The following is a 20,119-nucleotide window of genomic DNA, read 5'->3' as shown; positions in this document are numbered from 1 at the left end:
CGCCTCCCTCAGAACAGGGTGCGCTCGATCCGGCTGAGCACGGCGCTCCTGCCGGGGTCGCCGTCCTCGTCCGGGTCCGCCGCCGGGGGAGCGCCGTGCCGTTGTTCGGCGCCGCCCATCCGCTGGGAGAGCAGATAGGCGATGATCTCCGCCTCCTGCTCCTGGACGTCGTCGTACGTCGCGCGCAGGAGCATGTCCCGTACGAGTTGGGGGTCGAGGTTGGGGAAGAGGAGGCGCGCGGCCGCCTCGTCCAGCCCGCCCGCCCCCCGGTGGCAGCAGATGATGTGGCCCAGCTCGTGCAAGATGATGTGCTCCTGATGCGCGCTGGTCGTGTTGGCGTCGTAGAAGATGAGGTCCTCGTCGCGTGCGGCGACCCACATGCCGCACGGATGCGTGGAGGGCATCTGCATCGGGACGAGCGTGATCGGACGGTCGCGCACCTCGCCGAGGTGGCGGCACAGTTCGGCCACGTCGGCCACCTCGGGGAGGCCGAGTTCGGCGATCCGCCGGGCGCCGGCCTTGCGGAGCCTCTTGAGCCCGCTGCGCCGGTCCTGGTCCGCCGATCGCTCCTTGCGCGAGGCCCTCATTCGGGCTGGGAGGAGTCGGTGACGGGCGGCAGGCCCTGCATCTGCCGGTACTGGTCCATGATGGCCGTGATGGCCTGGAGGTTCTCCTTCTTCATCCCGGCCGCGCGCATCGCCACCGCGCGGACCCCGGACTGGCGCAGCGCCTCGATGGCGGCGATCTGGCTGAGCACCGACTCGGCGACCTTGTCGTCGAAGAAGTAGGCCACCGAAACGCCGAAGAAGCGGGCCAGGGCCGCCAGGAGGTCGGGTGAGGGGTTGGAGCGCTTGCCCGTCCGCAGCTGCGACAAGTACACGCCCCCGACCTTGAGTTCGGGATTGGCGCGCTTCAGCTCCTCCGCGACCTCGGCATTGGTCCAGTGCTTGCCCTTGGGGCGAACCGTCTTGAACAGGTCGTCGAGGCGCACTGCGAGCAGGGGCCGGTCATCGGACCCGCTTTCCGTCCCGGTCATGGTGAATCTTCCTCCCGTCACCTCCTCGGCATAGCCCTTGGCTATCTGTCAGTTTCACAGAATAGCAGTCAGTTGACAATTGGCCGGGAATCCGCCACCGTTGGGGTCTCGCCGATAGCTGTCAGCTAAGTCGACTCACGGGGGCTTCACGGAGTCGGCTGCCGGCGACATCGGACTGGCCCGGCCCTCGGGGGATGGGCCGGGCCAGTCCGGGCGGAGTTCACCCGTCCGGCCCGATGCGAATCGGGCGGAACGGGCATGCCCGCCCGGTTTGACGGGGGATGCAAACCGGGCGGGAGCTCTCAACTCGCGGTGCCGAGTTTACTGTAGGCGGCTGCGACTTGGGTGAGCCATGCCACTTCCGCACTGAAGTTGTCCGTGTCCCGGTCGTCGAAGTCGCCCGCGTCCTTGTTGTCGTGCGGGACGGTACCGGTCCGCTTGGCGAGCAGAGCCTGTTTGATCTGCGCCGCCTCCGTGAACGCCTGCCGCAGCTCCTCGCTCGCCTCCCCGCCGGGCCCGTCGCCCCGGTCCGCGCCGCCGGCCGTGCGGTCGATGTACGGGCGCAAGTCCCGCCAGCCGTCGCGTATTTCGACCACGCGGCGGTGGAGACGGTAGTCGAGGTCCGAGACCGAAGCGCCCGGCGGCTCCAGGGCGATGTCCGGGGAGGCCTCGTACAGGTCCCGCCACAGGGGGTACAGGGCCCGGTAGGTCCGGTAGGTCCGGGACCACTCCAGCAGCCGGGTGGCCGAGGGCCCCCAGGAGGAGTTGGTCAGGCTGAGCGAGAGCAGCACGATGCCCGCGGCGCTGAAGACCGAAGCGGCGACCTTCCAGGCACCGATGTCGACACCGCCCGCCGCCGTGAGGATGTTGACCGTCCTGGCCAGGCAGTAGAGGAAGAGGACCACCGCGGCCACCGAGAGCAGCCGCAGCGCCTGGCGCAGCGTGGCGTTGTCGGTCATCCGGGCGTAGGGACCGCACTGCCGGTAGATGGTGACGCACGGAACCGCCTGGGAGACGATGAAGACCAGGAGGTACGTGAGCATCAGCGGCTCGCTGGTGCCGTCGAAGTCCGAGGTGGGCCGGCCCGGGCCGTCGGCGACGAAGAACAGGGCCGTCAGCAGCACGTCGAGGACGATGCCGGAGACCAGCCAGTAGCGCGTCCTGCGCACCGTCGCCTCGTCCGCGGCCGCCCACCGGAGCAGGATGATCTGCGCGCTGACGCAGAAGGCGACCGCGGCCAGGTGCATGACGAGGACGGCGAGGTTGCCGACGCCCAGGAGGCTCTTGCCGCCCATGGCGAAGGCCCCCATGGTGAAGGTGAGGCACTGGAGCAGCAGTGTGGCGATCAGCGTGCGGTAGGCGCTGTCCCGCCAACTGCGGCGCGCCTGGCACAGCCGGTAGACCAGCGCCGCGTACGAGGACAGCGCCGCTATGACGAAGCAGAGGGTTCTGGTGGTGTTCACGTCCCGCTTTTCTGCACGTGCCGCGCTCGCGGCGGACGGGGTTTCAGTCGGTGGTCTCGCCCGAGGGGACCACGAGCCCGATGCTCTCGGCCGCCACGGCGATGGAGTAGTCGAAGAAGGCGGCCTCGTCCCGGACGCTGTCGTGGGTACGGCTGAAGACCTGGAACACCAGGAGCCCGATGAGGTTGCTCCACAGGACGATGCCCCGCTCGATGATGTCCGAGAACGGAGCCTCGGGCACGCCACCGAACGCCTCCACGGCGGCCGGCAGGAGCAGCGGCGGGCCGGGCACCGCCCGCCGGGGCGGGGTCAGTTCACCGCCCAGCAGCGCCGACCGCACGATGCCGGCGAGCACCCCGGGGGTCCGTGAGGCGGGCGGGACCGTGTCCTTCGGGGCGTGGTAGCCCGGCACGGGGGAGCCGTAGATCAGGGTGAACTCGGCGGGGTTGGCGAAGGACCACCGGCGCAGCGCGCGCGTCACCGCCAGGAGCCGGGCGCCCGCCCCCGCGCCGGCCTTGACGGCGGCCTCGTCGGCCTCCTCCATCGCGGCGCCCGACGCGTCGTAGGCGTCGATGACCAGCGCGGTCAACAGGTCGTCCCGGTGCGGGAACACGGCCTCGACCTCGCTTACGGCGAGACCAGTGGCGCGGGCCACCACCTCCGGGGACAGCCCCGCGGCCCCCACCTCCGCCAACTGCCGGCGCGCGGAGTCCTTGATCACCTTCACGACCTTCGACGGCACCCCGTCGGCGCCGTTCGAACTTGCTGCGGAATTCATGCCGGAACCGTACCCGCCGGTGGCAACACCCGTCAGCGCTGCCACCGCAGCACCCCGGCCCATGGCCGAAATCCGGCCACGGCACGGCATCCGAGGCCTTCGGAGGCCTGACATGCGGGCCGAATCCGGCCGTGCCACGCTGTTCACACGGCCTCGGGGACCAGGCAGCCGCGACGATCGGAGCGCGCTGTGAGCAGTCCGATCCACTCCGTCCGCCCCGCACGGCTGCGGCGGATCCTGGCCGCCGCCTGCGCCGCCCTGCTCTTCGTGGCACTGGCCCCGGCCACGCTGGCCACGGCGGATCCCTCCCCCTCCTCCCCGACGCCGTCGGGCGACGCGGAGCAGGGCCGGCTCGACCCGCGCATCACCGAGATCATGCGGAAACCCCAGTACAGCCACGCCCAGTGGGGCCTGCTGCAGACCGGACCGGACGACGGGCGCGTGGTGCACGGCATGTTCCCCGGCCAGTTCTTCATCCCCGGCTCCACCGCCAAGCTCATCAGCGTCTCCGGCCCGTGGCAGACCCTCGGCACGAACCACCGCTTCGTGACCCCCCTCTACGCGGTCGGCGCGCGCAGCGGCGCCACGCTCACCGGCGACCTCGACCTCGTCGCCCAGGGCGACCTCACCATGGGCGGCCGGACCAGGCCCGACGGCACGGTCGCGTACACCGACCTCGACCACACCTACGCCAACGACTTCCCCGGCGCGACCCTCACCCCGGAGAACCCCCTCGCCGGGATCGACCAGCTCGCCCGGCAGGTCCGGGACTCCGGCATCACCCGCGTCGACGGCGACGTGATCGTCGACAGCCGGCTCTTCCTCCCCGACCCCGTCCTCGACCCCACCCCGACGCCGCTGATCATCAACGACAACCTGATCGACCTGATGACCACTCCCGGGGCCCGGGCCGGAGCGGACGCCCGGCTGGACTGGCGGCCGAAGGTCGCCCCGTACCAGGTCACCTCCACCGTGAAGACCGTCGCGGCGGGCAAGCCGACCGCCGTCACGGTGACCGCCACCGACGGCGGCACCCGGATCCGGCTGTCCGGAACCATCGCGGCGGACGCCGAGCCCCTGCTGCGCACCTCGCCGATCACCGATCCGGCGGCCTTCGGCCGCACCGCGCTGATCGAGGCGCTCGGCCGGGCCGGCGTGCGGGTCACCGCCGACCCGGCCGGCCCCAACCCGGTCGCCCGGCTGCCGCGCGACTACGCGGGGCGGCCGCGGGTGGCCGCGTACACCTCCCCGCCCTACGCCCAGTACGCCAAGCTGATCCTCAAGGTCAGCCACAACCTCGGCGCCAACCTCGGCATCTGCCTGATGGCCGTCACGACCGGAAGCCGTCAGTGCGAGGACGGCTTCCCGGTGCTCGCCGACTTCCTGGACCGGGCGGGCGTCGACCGCGAGCAGGCCCAGCTCATGGACGGCCGGGGCGGCAACCCCGCCGACCGCGCGACCCCGCAGGTGCTGGTGCAGATGCTGGCGTACTGGCAGCGCACCCCTGACGCGCGGCTCTTCCGGGAGGCCCTGCCGATCCTGGGCGTCGACGGGCTGCTGGCCGACAACTGCCGCAGCTGCCCGGCGCGCGGGAAGGTGTTCGCCAAGACCGGCGCGGCCGTCGGCGGCGACGCGCTCAACGACCGGCTGGCCGTCGGCGCCATCACCATCGCCGGCTACCTGGACAAGGGCGGCGGCCGCTACGACCCCTTCTACGCCGGGGTCAACGGCGCCTCCACGCCGACCACCGACCCCGCGGGGGTGCTGACCATCGCCAACGACCTCGCCATGATCGCCGCCTACCTCCAGGAGTCTCCCGCGCCCTCGCCCTCACCCTGACGGCGCGTCAGCCCGCCGTTCCGTCCGGGATCGAGAATCGCGGTGGATGCGGAGGTTCCGTCGATTCGGCTGCCGGCGTGAGCCCTGCGCGGCCTCCGTGGGCAGGCATGCCGAGGTCGATCCCCGCGACCTCATCCCTGCGACCTCACCGAGCCACCCCTCCGCTTCGGCTCGGCTGCACGTCCGCGCCCGCGCCCGGGAGACCTCGTCCGGTAGCGGCCAGTCCCTCGGCCGGCGCCGGCTCCGCGTAGCCGCCGCCCGCGCACGCACGGCACTCACCCCTCAAGCAGGCGCCTCCGGTCCCTGCCGCGCGGACTTTTACCCGGCCCTTAGGGGGGTGTCAAGTCCCGAGATTCCGGAACATGACCGGTATGTGCCCCCCGGGGTTTATTTGTGGTGCGGGCCTCACCGGAAACAAAACGAAACGAGGCGAGTACCGCACAGTCCCGGAAAACCGGGACAACTCAATATCCCTCTGGATCGGTAGGAGAAAGTCATGAACCGCAAGATGCACACCAACAGCACCGCCCGCCCCACCCGTAAGGGCTTCCGCCTGGCGACGCTGATCGCCTCGGCCGCCGTGGTGACCGGAGGGATCCTGCTGCCGGCGTCCGCCGCGACGGCGGCCCCGATGCCCGACCACGTGCACTCCATCCTCCTCCCGACCGACGGAGGCGCCGGAGGAAAGGGCGGCAAGGGCGGAAGCGGCGGCCTCGTCGGAGGCGGTGGCGGTTCCGGCGGTGCCGGTGGCGGCAGCGTCAAGGGCACCGGTGGTAAGGGCGGCGCCGGCGGCGACGGCGGGAGCGGGCTGCTCGTCGGCGGTGGCGGCGGTGGCGGCGGCGGTGGCGGTGAAGGCCGCATCGGTGGCGCCGGCGGCGACGGCGGCAAGGGCGGCTTCGGCATCCTCGAAGGCGGCGGCGGTGGCGCCGGCGGTGGCGGCGGTGACGGCTGGCTCGTCGGCGGCAAGGGCGGCAACGGCGGGAAGGGCGGCTTCAGCTTCCTCCAGGGCGGTGCCGGTGGTGACGCCGGAGACGGTGGCTTCGGCGGCCTGATCGGTGGCCTCGGCGGCAACGCCGGAGACGGTGGTGGGTCCCTCTTCTGACAGACGCACCGATCCGACCGGGTGGAGGCCTCCGGGCCTCCACCCCCCCACCCCCCATCCACACCTTCTTGTCCTTTGGAAACGGAGAACCCCATGTTCACGTGCACCTGGCAGCGTCCGCTCATCCTGGCGGCGGCCTCCCTGGCCCTCGTCACCGGCACGGCCTGCGCCGCGCAAGCGTCGGAGTTCAAGGCCCCGGCGGGCTCCAGCTCCTCGGTCGTGACCGAGCAGCCCTCGCACTGTGCGCTGGGTGGCCGTGGCGGCGAGGGCGGCAAGGGCGGAGCGGGTGGCAGGGGCGGCGAGCCCGGTCAGCCGGGCGAGCCCGGCAAGCCCGGCGGAGTGGGCTGCTTCCGGTTCGACGACCTGCCCGACAAGTCGAAGTCCGACCTCTCGATGGTCGACAAGGTCCACATCGTGATGATCCTGCTGGTCGACGACTCGGACGAAATGAAGGAGAAGATCGCCAAGAAGTACGACCTCTCCGAGGAGCAGCTCGACAACCTGAAGGACGACTACCTGGAGGGCAACTGGATCGCCCTGATGGGAGACGGATTCTCCTCCTCGACCTGATACACGCATCCCCCTCGGGGCGCTCCGGCCCGACGCGGCCGGAGCGCCCCGATCGTCTTACGCCGGCGGAATCGTCCACGGCGAGGAATTCGACCAACCGAACCGCTCAACGGACATCAGCTTTCAGGCAAAGGAGAATCTCATGCGCGTGCGATCTTGGAAGTTCCGTCTCGGTCTTCTCGTCTCGACGACCCTGCTCGGTGCCGGTGCGATGACGACGGCCGCCACGGCGGCGCCCGCGCTGCCGAGCCACTCCGTAGAGGCGGCCGTCACCGGGCAGCACGGGCCCGCACCCGGCGGCGGCGACACCCGGACGGGCGGCAACCGCTGGGGCCGCGACGGAGCGATCGGCACGTTCGGTGACCAGCTCACCGGCAAGGTCAAGCTCGACAAGGGCAGCGTCCGCGTCGGCGACAAGGTCTGCGCGGGCAAGTGCAACGGCTCGGTCAACGGCACCGAGGGCGGCAGCGGCGGCATCTGCGCCGGAGTCTGCAACGGCAGCGCCAACGGCGGCACCGGCGTGACGGGCCGGCCGGGCGGCGGCACCGGCGGCACGGGCGGCAAGGGCGGCGTCTGCGCCGGCGTCTGCCACGGCAGTGTCAACGGCGGCGACGGCGGCACCGGCGGGGCGGCGTCCCCCGGCGGCGACGGCGGCGAGGGCGGTGCCGGCGGCGACGGCGGCATCTGCGTCGGCATCGGCTGCGAGACCAGCGGATTCGGCGGCCGCGGCGGCACCGGCGGCATGGGCTGACCCCCGGCCACCGCCACACCACGGGTCCCCGGCACACCACGTGCCGGGGACCCCTTCCGTTTCGAAGGGGCACTCGTATGGATCACTGGATAGACTTGAGGTCTGGAAGAGCGGCCTGGCGCGTCACGTGCGCGCCCGAGCCGACACCGTCGCGTCGAGCGCGACCCGTTCAGCCATGTCGTCCCCTCGGGCGACGCTCCATCGAGGACGGGGTCGGCATGATCGGCACCTTCGCCCACGGGCACCGCGTCGGCGCCGCGCCGCCGGCCGGCCGGCCGGGTGAGGCGGGCCCCTGATGGCCTCGGCATCCGACCTCAGCGTGTACACGGGCCGGCCCTCCGGCCTGATCGGCAAGCAGATCGCGGGATACCGGGTGGAGCGGCTGATCGGCCGCGGCGGCATGGCCGTCGTCTATTCCGCCAAGGACCTGCGCCTGGACCGTACGGTCGCGCTCAAGCTGATCGCCCCCGAGCGCGCCCGCGACGACACCTTCCGGCGCCGCTTCACCCACGAGTCGCGGGTCGCCGCGAAGATCGACCACCCGCACATCGTGCCGATCTTCGAAGCGGGCGAGACCGACGGTGTCCTGTACATCGCCATGCGCTACGTCTCCGGGCTCGACCTGCGGGCCCTGCTGGACCGGGAGGGCCCCCTGCCCGTCGCGAAGGCCCTGCGCATCGCCTCCCAGGTGGCATCCGCCCTCGACGCGGCCCACGAGCACGACCTGGTGCACCGGGACGTCAAGCCCGGCAACATCCTGGTCGCCGCGGGCACCGACAGCGACCACCCGGAACACATCTACCTCACGGACTTCGGACTGACGAAGAAGTCCCTGTCGCTCAGCGGCTTCACCACGGCGGGGGAGTTCGTGGGCACCCTCGACTACATGGCGCCGGAACAGATCACCGGCCGGCCGGTCGACGGCAGGTGCGACCTCTACAGCCTTGCCTGCGTCGTCTACGAAACCCTCGCCGGCGGGCCCCCCTTCGTACGCGACGAGGACGTGGCGCTGCTGTGGGCGCACCAGTACGACCAGCCGACCCCCCTGACGGAGCGGCGGCCCGAGATCGCGCCCGCCGCCGACGAAGTCCTGGCCAAGGCCCTGGCGAAGGTTCCGGAGGACCGCTACGCCTCCTGCCTGGAGTTCGTCGGGGCCCTGCGCGCCGCCGCCGGAGGCGGCACCAGGCGGGAGGACGGCCCGTCGCACCGGGTCGAACCCCCGGAGCCGCCGCCGGACCCTCCGATCTGGGCCCGGCCGGTCTTCCACGCCCCGTCCGGCGGACCGTAGGACCGCGCTCCTCGGACCCGCCGGTCCTCAGAACCCGACGAGCGACTGCTCGGCCCAGATGGTCTTGCCGAGGGCGGAGTGCCGGGTGCCCCAGCGCTGGGCGAGCTGGGCGACCAGCAGCAGGCCCCGCCCTCCCTCGTCGAACGTCCGGGCCCGCCGCATGTGCGGGGCGGTACTGCTCGCGTCGGAGACCTCGCAGAGCAGGGTGGTGTCGTCGTGGATCAGCCGCAGCTCGATCGGGGGCGCCCCGTAGCGGATGGCGTTGGTCACCAGTTCGCTCACCACGAGCTCGGTGACGAAGGCGGCCTCGTCGAGCCCCCACGCCGTCAGCTGCTCGGTGGTGTACCGGCGGGCCCGGGCGACGATGGACGGATCGGACGGCAGCTCCCAGACGACGACCTTGTCGGCGTGCAGGGCCCGGGTCCGGGCGACGAGCAGGGCGACGTCGTCGTCGGGCCGGCGGGTCAGCAGCGCCGCCAGGACGCGGTCGCACACCGTGTCCAGGCTGGAGGTCGGCCGTACGAGGGCCGCGAACATGCTGTCCAGGGACTCGTCGATGTCCCGCTCGCGGGGTTGCAGCAGGCCGTCGGTGTACAGGACCAGCAGGCTGCCCTCGGGGATCTGGGCCTCGATGGTCTCGAAGGGCAGGCCGCCCAGGCCCAGCGGCGGTCCGGCCGGCACGTCGAGGAGGTACGCGGAGCCCTCCGGGGAGACCACGGCGGGCGGCGGGTGGCCGGCCCGGGCGACCGTGCAGCGACGGGTGACCGGGTCGTAGACCACGTACAGGCAGGTGGTGCCGATGCCGCCGGCGGCCTCCGCGGCGGCCCCCTGCTCGCCCTCGTCGGCCGACAGGTGGATGATCAGGTCGTCGAGGTGGGTGAGCAGCTCGTCCGGCGGCAGGTCGACGTCGGCCAGCGTCCGCACCGCGGTGCGCAGCCGGCCCATGGTGGCGGAGGCGCGGATGCCGTGGCCGACGACGTCGCCCACGACGAGGGCCACCCGTGCGCCGGACAGCGGGATCACGTCGAACCAGTCGCCGCCCACGCCGGCATCGGTACCGGCGGGCAGGTAGCGGGAGGCGATCTCCAGGGCCGGGTGGTCGGGCAGCGAGTGCGGGAGCAGGCTGCGCTGCAGCGTCATGGTCGTGGTGTGCTCGCGGGTCTGCCGGCGCGCGTTGTGGATGCCGACGGCCGCCCTGGACGTGAGTTCCTCGGCCAGCCACAGGTCCTCCGGGTGGAAGGGCTCCTGCCGCTGGTGCCGGCTGAAGACGGCCAAGCCCAGCGTGGTGCCTCCGGCGCGCAGCGGCACCATCATCATCGAGTGGGTGCCGGAGTGGGCGATCCAGGCCGCCCCGGGATCCTGGGCCACCCACCGGGCGACCGCCGGGTCGGAGGTCGCGTACACGGCGCCGCGGCCCGCGGCCAGGCAGTCGACGGGAGGTGACAGCGCCGGATAGACGGCCGTCCCGCCGACCGGGACCTGGGACTCCAGGCTTCCCTCCAGGAGCGAGCGCACGGCGATGTGGGACACGGTGACCGGCCCCGCCGCCGGTCTGGAGGAGCCCTCGTCCGGCCGCGGAGGCGGCTCCAGCAGGTCGACGACCGCGAAGTCGGCGATCCGGGGCACGGCCGCCTCGGCGAGCTCCTCCGCGGTGCGGGCGCTGTCCATGGTGGTGCCGATGCCGGCGGTGTCGACGTCCGACAGGAGCAGCTGCGGCCGCTCACCCGGGGGTCCGGACTTCTCGTGCGCGGCCAGACAGACGGCGCGTACCCGCCCGTCGGCGTCCCGCAACGGGGCCATCGAGGCGGCGAGGCCCTGCTCGGCCGGCGCGCCCGTGGGACGGACGAACGCGTCGACGTGCTGCGGCTCCTCCGTCTCCACCACCAGGCGCATCCTGCGCTCGGTCTCGTCGCTGACGGGATCCGGGGCGATCTCGGGCAGCCGCAGCCCGCGCATCTCGCCCTCCGTGAGGGACAGCGCGCGCTCCATGCCGGCGTTGGCCCGCACCAGCCGCAGGTCCGCGTCGAAGACCGCCAGGAAACAGGGGGACTGGGTGAACGTCCACTCGTCCAGCGCTTCGCCCCAGGGCGTCGTACCGGGCTCACCCGGCACGGCGGACACCACGAACCACTTGGTGTTCCCGCCGGTGGACGTCCACCGGTGCGCGAGCAGTCTCACCTCCAGCCGCGTGCCGTCCCGGTGCCGGAGCGCCACGGTGCCGCTCCACCGGTCCTGCCCGGAGGGGATCCGCCCCGCGCTCTGGTCGACGTCCTCGGCGGGCCCGGCGCCGTCGGCGAGCAGGAGGGCGGCGGGCTGTCCCACGATCTCGGCGGGGGCGTAGCCGAGCAGCCGACGGGCGTCCTCGCTCCACTCGGTCACGATGCCCTGCTCACTGAGGGTGGCCGTGGCCGTGTAGGTCGATCCGCCGGAGTCGTTCGGCTCCGCCGGCCGCTCACCAGGAGAGGTGGGAAGTTGCTCCATCGCCGCTCATCTCGCCCTCGCTAGTTCCCTCGCCGCGGTTCCACGGCAACCGCACGACCAGGGGCTCCACTGACAAGCATCATCCGGCGGGGCAAGGAGCACCAACGCAGTGCTGCCAAGGGGGGTGCGCCCGGCCCGCCGGAGCCGGGGAGTGCGCGAGCACGAGGGCGAGGACCGCGTCTCCCGCTCGCCACACCGCAGCGCGGCGCCGTCCGCTGAGCACCGGCGGCCGAAGGCCCAGGATTTCGACGAGGCGCGGGGCGGCGCCGAAGACGCCGGTCCGGTCGGCCTTGACCGCGGCCTCCTTGAGCGCCCAGGCGCCGGCCAGGGCCTCGGGCCGGCCCGTCCCGATGCGGGCGAGCTCCCCTGGGGAGAAGACGCGGTCCGCGACACGGCGTACCGCGGCGGCCGACGCCGTCTCGCAGAGGTCCACGCCGACCGCTTCGGGTGCGAGGGCCGCGGCGACGTGGCGGGCGGTGTGGCTGATGGAGACGTGCACGGCCGGCAGCGGGCTGCCGCTGACGACCACGTACGGGCTGCCGTCGTCCCGGGGGAGTACCTCCACCTCGTCGGCCGGTGCGGCGAGGGCGTCCGCGACGAGGCGCTTGGCGAGCAGCCGGCCGGCCGTCCACTCGGCCCGCCGCCGGGCCGGCAGCGCCCGGACCACCCGCCGTTCGGCCGGAGAGAGGAAGGGCGCCCGGCGGGGGCCGGTGAGCGGGGCCACGAGGAGTCGGGCCCCGCCCCACCGGTGGATGTGACCCGGTGCGATCGGCCGGAAGGCGGCGTCCACGGCGCAGTCCACGGCGGTGGTGTTCATGGCCGCGGGGTCAGGCCGCGCGGGCCGTGGTCAGGTGCCGCAGCTCGTGCTCCAGCGCGGTCACCGTGTGCCGGATCTGGTCGGCCGTGTGCTCGCTGGTGATGAAGAAGCGCAGCCGGGCCTGTTCCTCCGGTACGGCCGGATAGAGGATCGGGTTGACGCTGACGCCCCGCTGGAACAGGGCCTCGGCGAGCCGCAGGGCCTTCAGGGAGTCCCCGACGATGCACGGGACGACCGGTGTGTCGTGGCTGTCCCCGACGTCGATCCCCGCATCGCGGGCGAGGCGGACGAACAGCGCGGAGTTCTCCGCGAGCCGTGCCACGCGCTGCGGCTCGGCGCGCAGCAGGCGCAGCGCGGCCAGGGACGCGGCGGTGTCGGCCGGGGTCATGCCGGCGCTGAAGACGAAGCCGGGAACGGTGTAGCGCAGGTACTCGACGACCGAGCGCTTCCCGGCGACGTAGCCGCCACAGCCGGCCAGCGCCTTGGACAGGGTGCCCGACCACAGTTCGACCTCCGAGCGGTCGACGTCGAAGTACTCGCCGATGCCGCGTCCCGTCGCACCGATCGTCCCCATGCTGTGGGCCTCGTCGATCATCAGCAGCGCGCCGTGCCGGCGCTTGACCTCGATGAGGGCGGGCAGGTCGGCGATGTCGCCGTCCATGCTGTAGACGCCCTCGACGACGACGAGGACCCGCCGGTACTGGTGGCGGACCTGCGTGAGGATCGCGTCCAGGGCGCCCGCGTCGTTGTGCGGGAAGGGCCGCCGGGTCGCGCCGGAGAGCTTGCATCCCTGCAGGATGCTGTCGTGGGCGAGCGCGTCGTGGATGACGAGGTCGCCGGGGCCGAGGAGGTGACCGATCACGGTGACGTTGGTGGCGTGCCCGTTGGCCAGGGTGACCGCGGCCTCGCAGGAGAGCCGGCCGGCGAGCTCCGCCTCGAGCTCCAGGTGGAGCGGACGGCTGCCCGACAGGAGCCGGCTGGCGGACACCGAGGTGCCGCAGCGCTCGATCGCGTCCCGGGCCGCCTCGTTCACCTCGGGGTGGGTCGCCAGGCCCAGGTAGTTGTAGCTGGAGAAGGAGAGGAGTTCCCGGCCGTCGACGACGGTCGTGTCCGTCATACCGCGTTCGTGGACGAGGAAGTACGGATTGGGCAGCCCCACCCCGTCGAGCGCGGAGATGCGCTCGCCGTGGGCGGTGACCTCCGGGAAGCACTCGATCCGCGTGTGCTCCTCGGGCAGCGGCGCGGTGGGCGGGTCGGGCACCGGCGCCGGCGGCGTCTCCTCGGCCTCACCGGCCCGCTGTACGGGGAAGCCCTCGGGCGCGGTGGCGGGTACGGCCTGCGGTGCCGGGTCCGCGCCGCAGGCGTTCGCGACCATCGCCGCGATCCTCCGGACGGTCGGCCGGTCGGCGGCGGCCTCGTCGAAGGTCCACTGGGGCCACTGCCGGGTGAGGGCGGTGAACAGGTCGGTCAGCATCAGCGAGTCGAAACCGAGCTCGTCGACCAGCGGCTGGTCGAGGTGCAGGTGGCTCACCGGGAAGGCACTGATCCGGGCCACGTGCGCGAGCACGCCTTCGGCGATCTCGTCGACGTCATCGGCCGGTGCGGGCTCCCGCGCGGCGGGCGGGCCGGAAGCGGGCGGGGCGGTGGCAGCGGGTACGACGGCTACGACGGGCACGGGCGCCGGTTCGATTCGCTCGGCCTGCTCGGCCTGCTCGGCCTGCTCGGCCGCCTCGGCGGCCGGGTCCCGTACGGGCAGTGTCTCGGCGAGCCGGGCGAGCAGCGACGCCTGCTGCCGGACCAGCTGGAGCAGCTCACCCACCGGGTCGTTCGCCGGGGCGTTCACGGCGCCGGCCACGGGGGCGTCGACCGGGGCGTTCACCGAGGTCTCCTCGTGGGCCGCGGGCCGGGGCGGCCGGGCGGTGGCGCAGGCGTCCCGCTGCGCGGCGGGGCGCCCGTTCCTGGCGGGGCGCCCGCGCGGCACCCAGTAGGACTGGGTGTCGAGCTTCGCCACCGGCAGGTCCAGCAGGCGGCGGTCCTCGTCGGGCACCAGCGCGCGCGGGTCGACCGGGACGCCCAGGACCCCGAGCCGGGCGAGGGCCCGGACGAAGCCGCGCCCGCCGTCCGGCTCCACCTCGTCGGCGGGTACGACGTGCACGTCGCCGCGCCCGGTGAGGTTGCGGCGGACCGAGGCGAGGAGCGAGCTGCCGCCGGTCACCTGGAGGAAGACACGCGCCCCCTGGTCGTACGCGGTCCGGACGGCGTCGCCGAACCGGACCGGGGCGGACGCGTGCCGGGCCCAGAGCCCGCGCAGCCCCTCGGGGTCGGTGCAGACCTCGGCGTTCACGGACGAGACGAACGGCAGGACGGGGCCGGTGATGCGGAGGGCGGCGAGGTCCGCGCGCACGCCCGCCTCGGCGGAGGCCACCCGCGGCGAGTGGAAGGCGTTGGACACGTCGAGCGCCGCCGTGACCACCCCGGCCCCGGCGCAGGCCTGCCGCACCGCGGCGAGCCCCTCGGGCGAGCCGCTGACCACGACCTGCCGCGGCTGGTTGAAGCAGGCGAGCCACACGTCGTCGATGCCGGACATGAGCCGGTGGCAGGTGGCCTCGTCGGTCTGTACGGCGAGCATCCCGCCCCCGACGCCGGTCTCGGCCCGGCGGAGGGCGGCGCCCCGGTGGACCAGCAGCCGTACGGTGTCCTCGTCGGTGAGCGCTCCCGCCGCCGCGGCGGCGGCGAACTCCCCGACGCTGTGGCCGAGGGCGAGTCCGGGCGTGACGCCGCAGTGGGCGAGCAGCCGGGTCGCGGCGATCTGCACGGTGCCGAGCAGCGGCTGGCACACGTCGGTGCCGGCGAGTCGCCGACCGGGCTCCTCGGAGTCGCCGCGGGCGGCCGGGGCCTCTCCGTACAGCAGGTCCGCGAGGTCGAAGCCGGCGTCGCGGCGGGCGACAGCGCTGAGGACATTGACGTCCGTGCGGAAGCCCGTGAACCGTTCGTAGAGGTCCTGCATCATGCCCGGCCGCTGGCTGCCCTGCCCGGGGAAGAGGAACGCGATGCGGCGCTCGGACTCCGGCAGCGGGGCGTCGGCGGCGTAGGCGCCGTCGCCGAGGTCGCCCCGGGCACCTTCGGCCAGCTGCTCGCGGGCGTGGCGCAGCCGCCGGGTGAACTCCTCCGTGTCGTCGGCCACGATCGCGAGCCGCGTCTTCAGCGGCTCGCGCGCGCCCAGGGTGTGGGCCAGCGCCGCGAGCGGCACGGGGGCGGTCCGCTCCAGCATGTCGAGCACCTCGTCGATGTGCCGCTCCAGCAGCTGGGGGCTGCCGGCCGAGAGGAGGAGCAGCTGCGGCCGGGGTCCTTCAGAGGGCACCGGGGAGGTGCCGTGGGCGGGGGCCGGCTGCTCCTCGAGCACCACGTGCACGTTCGTGCCGCCGAAACCGAAGGAGCTGACGGCGGCCCGCCGGGGCGAGGCCGCGCCCGGCCAGGGCCGGACGGTGTCGGCGAAGCGCAGGCCCGCGGCGGAGACGCCCAGCTCGGGGTGGGGGGTGGTGACCGGCTGCGGCACGATCGTGCGGTGGTGGACGACCAGGGCCGTCTTGATCAGACCGGCGATGCCCGCCGCGGACAGCGAGTGCCCGATGAGGGCCTTGCCGGAGCCGAGGTAGCACAGCGAGGGGTCGTCGTCGGGGTACTCGGTGCGCAGCCTGCGCAGTGCCTCCACCTCGGAGCGGTCGCCGGTGGTGGTGCCGGTGCCGTGGGCCTCGATGAAGCCCACCGAGGACGGGGCGACCCCGGCGTCGTCGTAGGCCCGGAGCATGGCGCGCAGCTGGCCTTCGGCGGTGGGGACCAGCGGGCCGGGGGAGGCTCCGTCGTTGGCCGAGCCGATGCCCTTGATCACCGCGTAGACGCGGTCGCCGGCGGCGAGGGCGTCGGCGAGCGGCCTGACGACGACGGCGCCGGCGCCCTCGCCGAGGACGAACCCGTCGGCCGCCTCGTCGAACGGCCGGCACACGCCGCTCGCGGACAGCGCGCGGAGCCGGGAGAAGCCGACCAGGCTGTCCGGGGTCAGGTTGAGGTACGCGCCGCCGACGACGGCGATCCGGCAGGTGCCCTGTCGGAGCTGGGCGACCGCCTGGTCGAGGGCGACCAGCGAACCGGAGCAGGCGGCGTCGACGGCGAAGCTGGGGCCGCCGAGGCCGAAGTGCCGGCTGACGGTGCCGGCCGCCATGTTGAGCAGGCTCCCGGGCAGGGTGAAGGAGTGGATGCTGCCGAGCTCGGCGGCCTGCTCCCGGATGGCCTCGGTGTCGGGGCGGTCCGCCGCCTGCGACTGCTCGGCCAGGGAGATGGCCCGCAGGGGAGCCGCCATGAGGTCCTTGTAGTCGGACACCGACACGGCGAAGAAGACCCCGGTGTTCTCCCGGTCGAAGTCGCCGCGGCCCAGCCCCGCGTCGTCGAGGGCCTCGCGGGCGATGTCGAGCATCAGCCGGTGCTGGGGGTCCATGGACCGGGCGCGTGCGGGCGGCACCCCGTAGTGCAGGGCGTCGAAACGGTCCACGTCGTCCAGGAACGCGACCTGGTCGGTGTACGCGGCGTTGGGGGCCGATCGGTCGCCGGGCCGGTGGAAGGTCTCGTGGTTCCAGCGCTCGGCCGGGACGGCGGTGAACTGGCGTTCCCCGCTCAGCAGGAGCTTCCAGTAGGCGCGGATGTCGGGGGCGCCGGGGAAGCGGCAGCCGAGTCCGGTGATGGCGATGTCGGTCATGACGGTTCTTCCTTGTCGTGATCCCCTGTGCGGGGGTGGGGGCGGGGTGGTCGGGGGGAACGGGGTCTGCGGGAACGGGACGTATGACGGGGACGGGATGACGGGATGACCGGGACGGGGCCTGCGCCCCCGTCGGTCAGCGGCCCGCGGGTGCGCGGGCGTGCGGGCGGACGGGCGTACGGACCGCGGTGCGGCCGGGTGGGGGACACCGCCCCGGCGCGCACCGCCGGGGCGGCGCAGGAGCAGCCACGGGGCGCGGCGGCCTGGGCCGCAGCAGCCGCGGCGCCCACCAGTTCAGGCCGCCCGCCAGACGCATGAGCGCCGGTACGAGCATTCCGCGGACGAGCGTGGCGTCGAGCAGGACGCCGAGGCCCGCGCCGATCCCGAAGAACTGCAGGAGGGACACCTGGGAGGTGCCGAAGCTCAGGAGGGTGAAGGCGAGCAGGGCGCCGGCGGTCGTGACGATCCCGCCCGTACGGGCGATGCCGGAGACGATCGACGTCGCGTCGTCCTGCCCGGCGTCGTGCGCCTCCTTGATACGGGCGAGGACGAACACCTCGTAGTCCACCGACAGGCCGAAGACGATGCAGAACAGCAGCACCGGCATGGTCGTGCTGAGCGGTCCGGGCGTGAAGCCGAGCAGCTGGTGCAGATGGCCCGACTGGAAGATCCACACCATGGCCCCGAGGACGGCCGCCAGGCTCAGGGCGTTCAGCGCGATGGCCTTGACCGGCAGGAGCAGACTGCGCGTGAAGCCGAACAGCAGCGCGAAGGTGGTCAGGGTGATCAGGGCGAGCGCCAGCGGGATCCGGTCCCCGACGGTGGCCTTGGCGTCGACCAGGACCGCGCTCGGTCCGCCGACGAGGATCTCGGCGCCCGCCGGGACGGGGGCGGAGCGGATGTCGCGCACGAGCTGCTGCGCGGCGCGCGACTGGGGGTCGGCGAGCGGCACCACGGAGAGCCGCGCCGGTCCGCCGCCGGCGGTACGCGCGGACCCGACGGACCCGGCCGCGGACCCGGCCGCGGACCCGGCCGCGGAGCCGGCCGCGGAGCCGGACACCGCCGCCTTCTCGCCGGACCGGAAGCTGCCCTCGGCACCCACGACCCGGGCGACCTGCGGGAGCGCCGACAGCCGGCGGGCGTAGTCCTCGCGCGCCGCCGGGGACGCCGTACCCGTGACGACGACCGTGAGCGCGCTGGAGCCCTTCATGTCGAACGAGCCGCGCACCAGGTCCCCGGTCTGCCGGCTGGACGCGCTCACCGGCAGCGCCCGGTCGTCCGGAGTGGCGAAACCGGCGTGCGCGAACGGCGCCGCGAGCACCAGCAGCAGGCCGATCACCGGCAGCGCCGCGACCAGCGGGCGGCGTACGACGATCCGCGCCAGGCCCTCCCAGAGGCGCGACCGCGAGCCGCCGTGGACCCGGCGGCGCCACGGCACGGCCCAGGCGTTGACCCGCTTGCCGAGCAGCGCGAGCAGGGCCGGCAGTACGGTCAGGGCGCTCACCGCCGCGATCACCACCACGGCGATGCCCGCGTAGGCGAAGGAGCGCAGGAAGTACGGCGGGAACACCAGCAGCGTCGCGAGCGCGGCGGAGACCGTGGCGGCACTGAAGACGATCGTGTGGCCCGCGGTCCGCACGGTCCGGATGGCGGCGTTGCGCGGCCGGTACCCGTGGGCGAGCTCCTCCCGGAACCGCGAGACGATCAGCAGCCCGTAGTCGATGCCCAGCCCCAGGCCGAGCGCCGTGGTGAGGTTCAGCGCGAACACGGACACGTCGGTGACGGAGCCGAGGACGCTCAGGACCAGCAGCGTCCCGGCGATCGCCAGGACACCGATCAGCAGCGGCAGCGCGGCGGCCACGACGCTGCCGAAGACCAGGACCAGGAGGATCAGGGTTCCCGGCAGGACGACGGACTCGGCCCGCTTGAGGTCGGACTCGGAGAGGTCCTGGAGCTCGGCGTCGGCGAGCGCCGTCCCTCCCACGTGCAGGGTCAGGGCCTTCTCGGGGGCGCCCGGGGCGGTCAGCTCCCGCTTCAGCTCCTTGACCCGGGCGCCGAGCCGCTCTCCTTCGCCGTCGACGTGTGCGACCAGCATGGCGGCGTCGCCGTCACGGCCGCGCAGCTCGGCCGCGCCGCCCGTCCAGTACGAGGTCACGGCGCTGACGTGCGGCAGGGCGGCGAGGCGGCCGGTCAGGGCCTCGCCCTCGCTCCGGGCCGCGGCGTCGTCGACGGACCCGCCGTGGGTCCGCGCGACGACGACCAGGTTCGGGGAGGACCCCGGGCCATTGGCCGCCGACAGGGCGGCGCGGCTGGATTCGGAGCGCGGGTCGTCGTACCCCTGCGTCTTCAGCCGGCCGCTCGCCTCGGCGCCGAACACGGCGGACAGGACGAGGAAGACGAGCGCGGCGAAGAGCACGAGTCGGGGGCGACGGGTCACGAAGACCCCTGCGCGACGGGACACGGAAGGCTCCGATCCGGGTGGTGTGTCGGTCCTGCACTGGCGCAGGACGGTCGATTTCCACCGTGCCCGGAGGAGGGGTTGGGCCGTAGCCCCGGCTGTTCGTACCTTGACAGGGGCCGCCGGGCCCGCTCTCGCACCCGGCGCAGGCGGTCACCGCGGGCCGTCAGCCCAGGCCGGACACCCTGAAGACGGTGTGGGCGGTCTCCCGGTCGATGTGCTCCGCCAGCTCGCGCAGCGCGATGGAGCCCCGCAGCAGGGTGCCGCGTTCGACCGAGGTACGGGTGTCGGCGTCCAGCCGGCGCCACATCGCGGGGTTGCGGGCCAGCACGGTCGGGTCGATCTCGACGCTGCTTCCGTCGGTGTCCCGGAGCAGGAGGCGCTGGGCCACGCCGTCGCACCACTGCAGGGAGGCCAGGGAGTCGGTACGGACGCTGTGCCCCACCAGTACGCCGCGGGTGCTCAGCCGGCCGGCGCGTACGGAGATCCGGGGTGGCAGCAGGACCACGAACAGCAGGGCGGCCAGGCCCGCCCAGAGGACGCAGCGGAGGGCGCAGAGTTCGCCGGCTCCCGCGTCCAGCACGAGCAGGGCCGCCAGGAACAGTGCGGCCGTGCAGAGCGCGAAGCGTCGTGCACCGGCCCAGTGGATGTCCTCGGCGAGTCCGTCCATGGGAGCGACGGTAGGGCGGCCGGCGGCGCGGTCCGCGCGCCTTGACGCACTGCTGAGGCGACGACTACGACATCTTGACCATGTCCCATCAAAAAGGGAGGCGGGTGGGCGGGCGG

Annotated in this window: 14 protein-coding genes; 5 read left to right on the top strand and 9 right to left on the bottom strand. The window is 73.5% G+C overall.

Translation table 11 applies throughout. The features are described from left to right. Positions 1 to 8 precede the first annotated feature (8 nt). The 4 genes from ACZ6JT_RS23370 to ACZ6JT_RS23355 form a co-directional block, all read right to left on the bottom strand. On the bottom strand, positions 9 to 587 hold the full coding sequence (locus ACZ6JT_RS23370; RefSeq protein ID WP_469212486.1) for a toxin: 579 nt from the start codon (positions 585 to 587) through the stop codon (positions 9 to 11). Beyond that, positions 584 to 1,036 (bottom strand): helix-turn-helix domain-containing protein, encoded by a 453-nt coding sequence (locus ACZ6JT_RS23365; RefSeq protein WP_030719199.1) that lies wholly within the window; start codon positions 1,034 to 1,036, stop codon positions 584 to 586. Before ACZ6JT_RS23365 ends, ACZ6JT_RS23370 begins: the two co-directional genes overlap by 4 nt. Before the next feature lie 302 nt (positions 1,037 to 1,338). Then, entirely contained in the window at positions 1,339 to 2,499 is a 1,161-nt protein-coding gene (locus tag ACZ6JT_RS23360; protein WP_469212485.1) for an MAB_1171c family putative transporter, read from the bottom strand. A 43-nt stretch (positions 2,500 to 2,542) separates the two neighbouring features. Then, positions 2,543 to 3,277, bottom strand: coding sequence for a TetR-like C-terminal domain-containing protein (locus ACZ6JT_RS23355; protein ID WP_469212484.1), 735 nt, complete (start codon positions 3,275 to 3,277; stop codon positions 2,543 to 2,545). A 189-nt stretch (positions 3,278 to 3,466) separates the two neighbouring features. On the opposite strand from ACZ6JT_RS23355, the gene dacB reads away from it, so the two are divergent. The 5 genes from dacB (at position 3,467) to ACZ6JT_RS23330 (ending at position 8,827) form a co-directional block, all read left to right on the top strand. Then, positions 3,467 to 5,116: a D-alanyl-D-alanine carboxypeptidase/D-alanyl-D-alanine endopeptidase gene (gene dacB / locus ACZ6JT_RS23350; RefSeq protein ID WP_469212483.1), complete on the top strand. Its 1,650-nt coding sequence runs from the start codon at positions 3,467 to 3,469 to the stop codon at positions 5,114 to 5,116. A gap of 496 nt (positions 5,117 to 5,612) precedes the next feature. Continuing rightward, positions 5,613 to 6,218 (top strand): hypothetical protein, encoded by a 606-nt coding sequence (locus ACZ6JT_RS23345; protein WP_469212481.1) that lies wholly within the window; start codon positions 5,613 to 5,615, stop codon positions 6,216 to 6,218. 93 nt (positions 6,219 to 6,311) lie between these two features. Beyond that, on the top strand, positions 6,312 to 6,788 hold the full coding sequence (locus tag ACZ6JT_RS23340; RefSeq protein ID WP_469212480.1) for a hypothetical protein: 477 nt from the start codon (positions 6,312 to 6,314) through the stop codon (positions 6,786 to 6,788). Between the two features lie 142 nt (positions 6,789 to 6,930). After that, positions 6,931 to 7,539, top strand: coding sequence for a hypothetical protein (locus tag ACZ6JT_RS23335; RefSeq protein WP_469212479.1), 609 nt, complete (start codon positions 6,931 to 6,933; stop codon positions 7,537 to 7,539). A 295-nt stretch (positions 7,540 to 7,834) separates the two neighbouring features. Further along, positions 7,835 to 8,827, top strand: coding sequence for a serine/threonine-protein kinase (locus ACZ6JT_RS23330; RefSeq protein WP_469212477.1), 993 nt, complete (start codon positions 7,835 to 7,837; stop codon positions 8,825 to 8,827). A gap of 27 nt (positions 8,828 to 8,854) precedes the next feature. On the opposite strand, the gene ACZ6JT_RS23325 is transcribed toward ACZ6JT_RS23330, so the two are convergent. From ACZ6JT_RS23325 to ACZ6JT_RS23305, 5 genes are all read right to left on the bottom strand, one after another. After that, positions 8,855 to 11,308, bottom strand: coding sequence for a SpoIIE family protein phosphatase (locus tag ACZ6JT_RS23325; RefSeq protein WP_469212476.1), 2,454 nt, complete (start codon positions 11,306 to 11,308; stop codon positions 8,855 to 8,857). A 79-nt stretch (positions 11,309 to 11,387) separates the two neighbouring features. Then, positions 11,388 to 12,125 carry a 4'-phosphopantetheinyl transferase superfamily protein gene (locus ACZ6JT_RS23320; RefSeq protein ID WP_469212474.1) on the bottom strand — a complete coding sequence of 246 codons (738 nt, stop codon included), beginning with the start codon at positions 12,123 to 12,125 and terminating at the stop codon, positions 11,388 to 11,390. A 10-nt stretch (positions 12,126 to 12,135) separates the two neighbouring features. Beyond that, the gene (locus tag ACZ6JT_RS23315) at positions 12,136 to 16,875 is read right to left on the bottom strand and encodes an aminotransferase class I/II-fold pyridoxal phosphate-dependent enzyme (RefSeq protein ID WP_469212473.1); all 4,740 of its coding nucleotides are present in this window, start codon (positions 16,873 to 16,875) and stop codon (positions 12,136 to 12,138) included. 136 nt (positions 16,876 to 17,011) lie between these two features. After that, the gene (locus tag ACZ6JT_RS23310) at positions 17,012 to 19,312 is read right to left on the bottom strand and encodes an MMPL family transporter (protein ID WP_469212471.1); all 2,301 of its coding nucleotides are present in this window, start codon (positions 19,310 to 19,312) and stop codon (positions 17,012 to 17,014) included. Positions 19,313 to 19,499: 187 nt separating this feature from the next. Continuing rightward, entirely contained in the window at positions 19,500 to 20,003 is a 504-nt protein-coding gene (locus ACZ6JT_RS23305) for a hypothetical protein (RefSeq protein ID WP_469212469.1), read from the bottom strand. Positions 20,004 to 20,119 lie beyond the last annotated feature (116 nt).

It is taken from the genome of Streptomyces sp. NPDC046308, from assembly GCF_055588065.1.
Note: the sequence above shows the minus strand (reverse complement) of the source record. Positions and strands in the feature narration are given on the sequence as shown.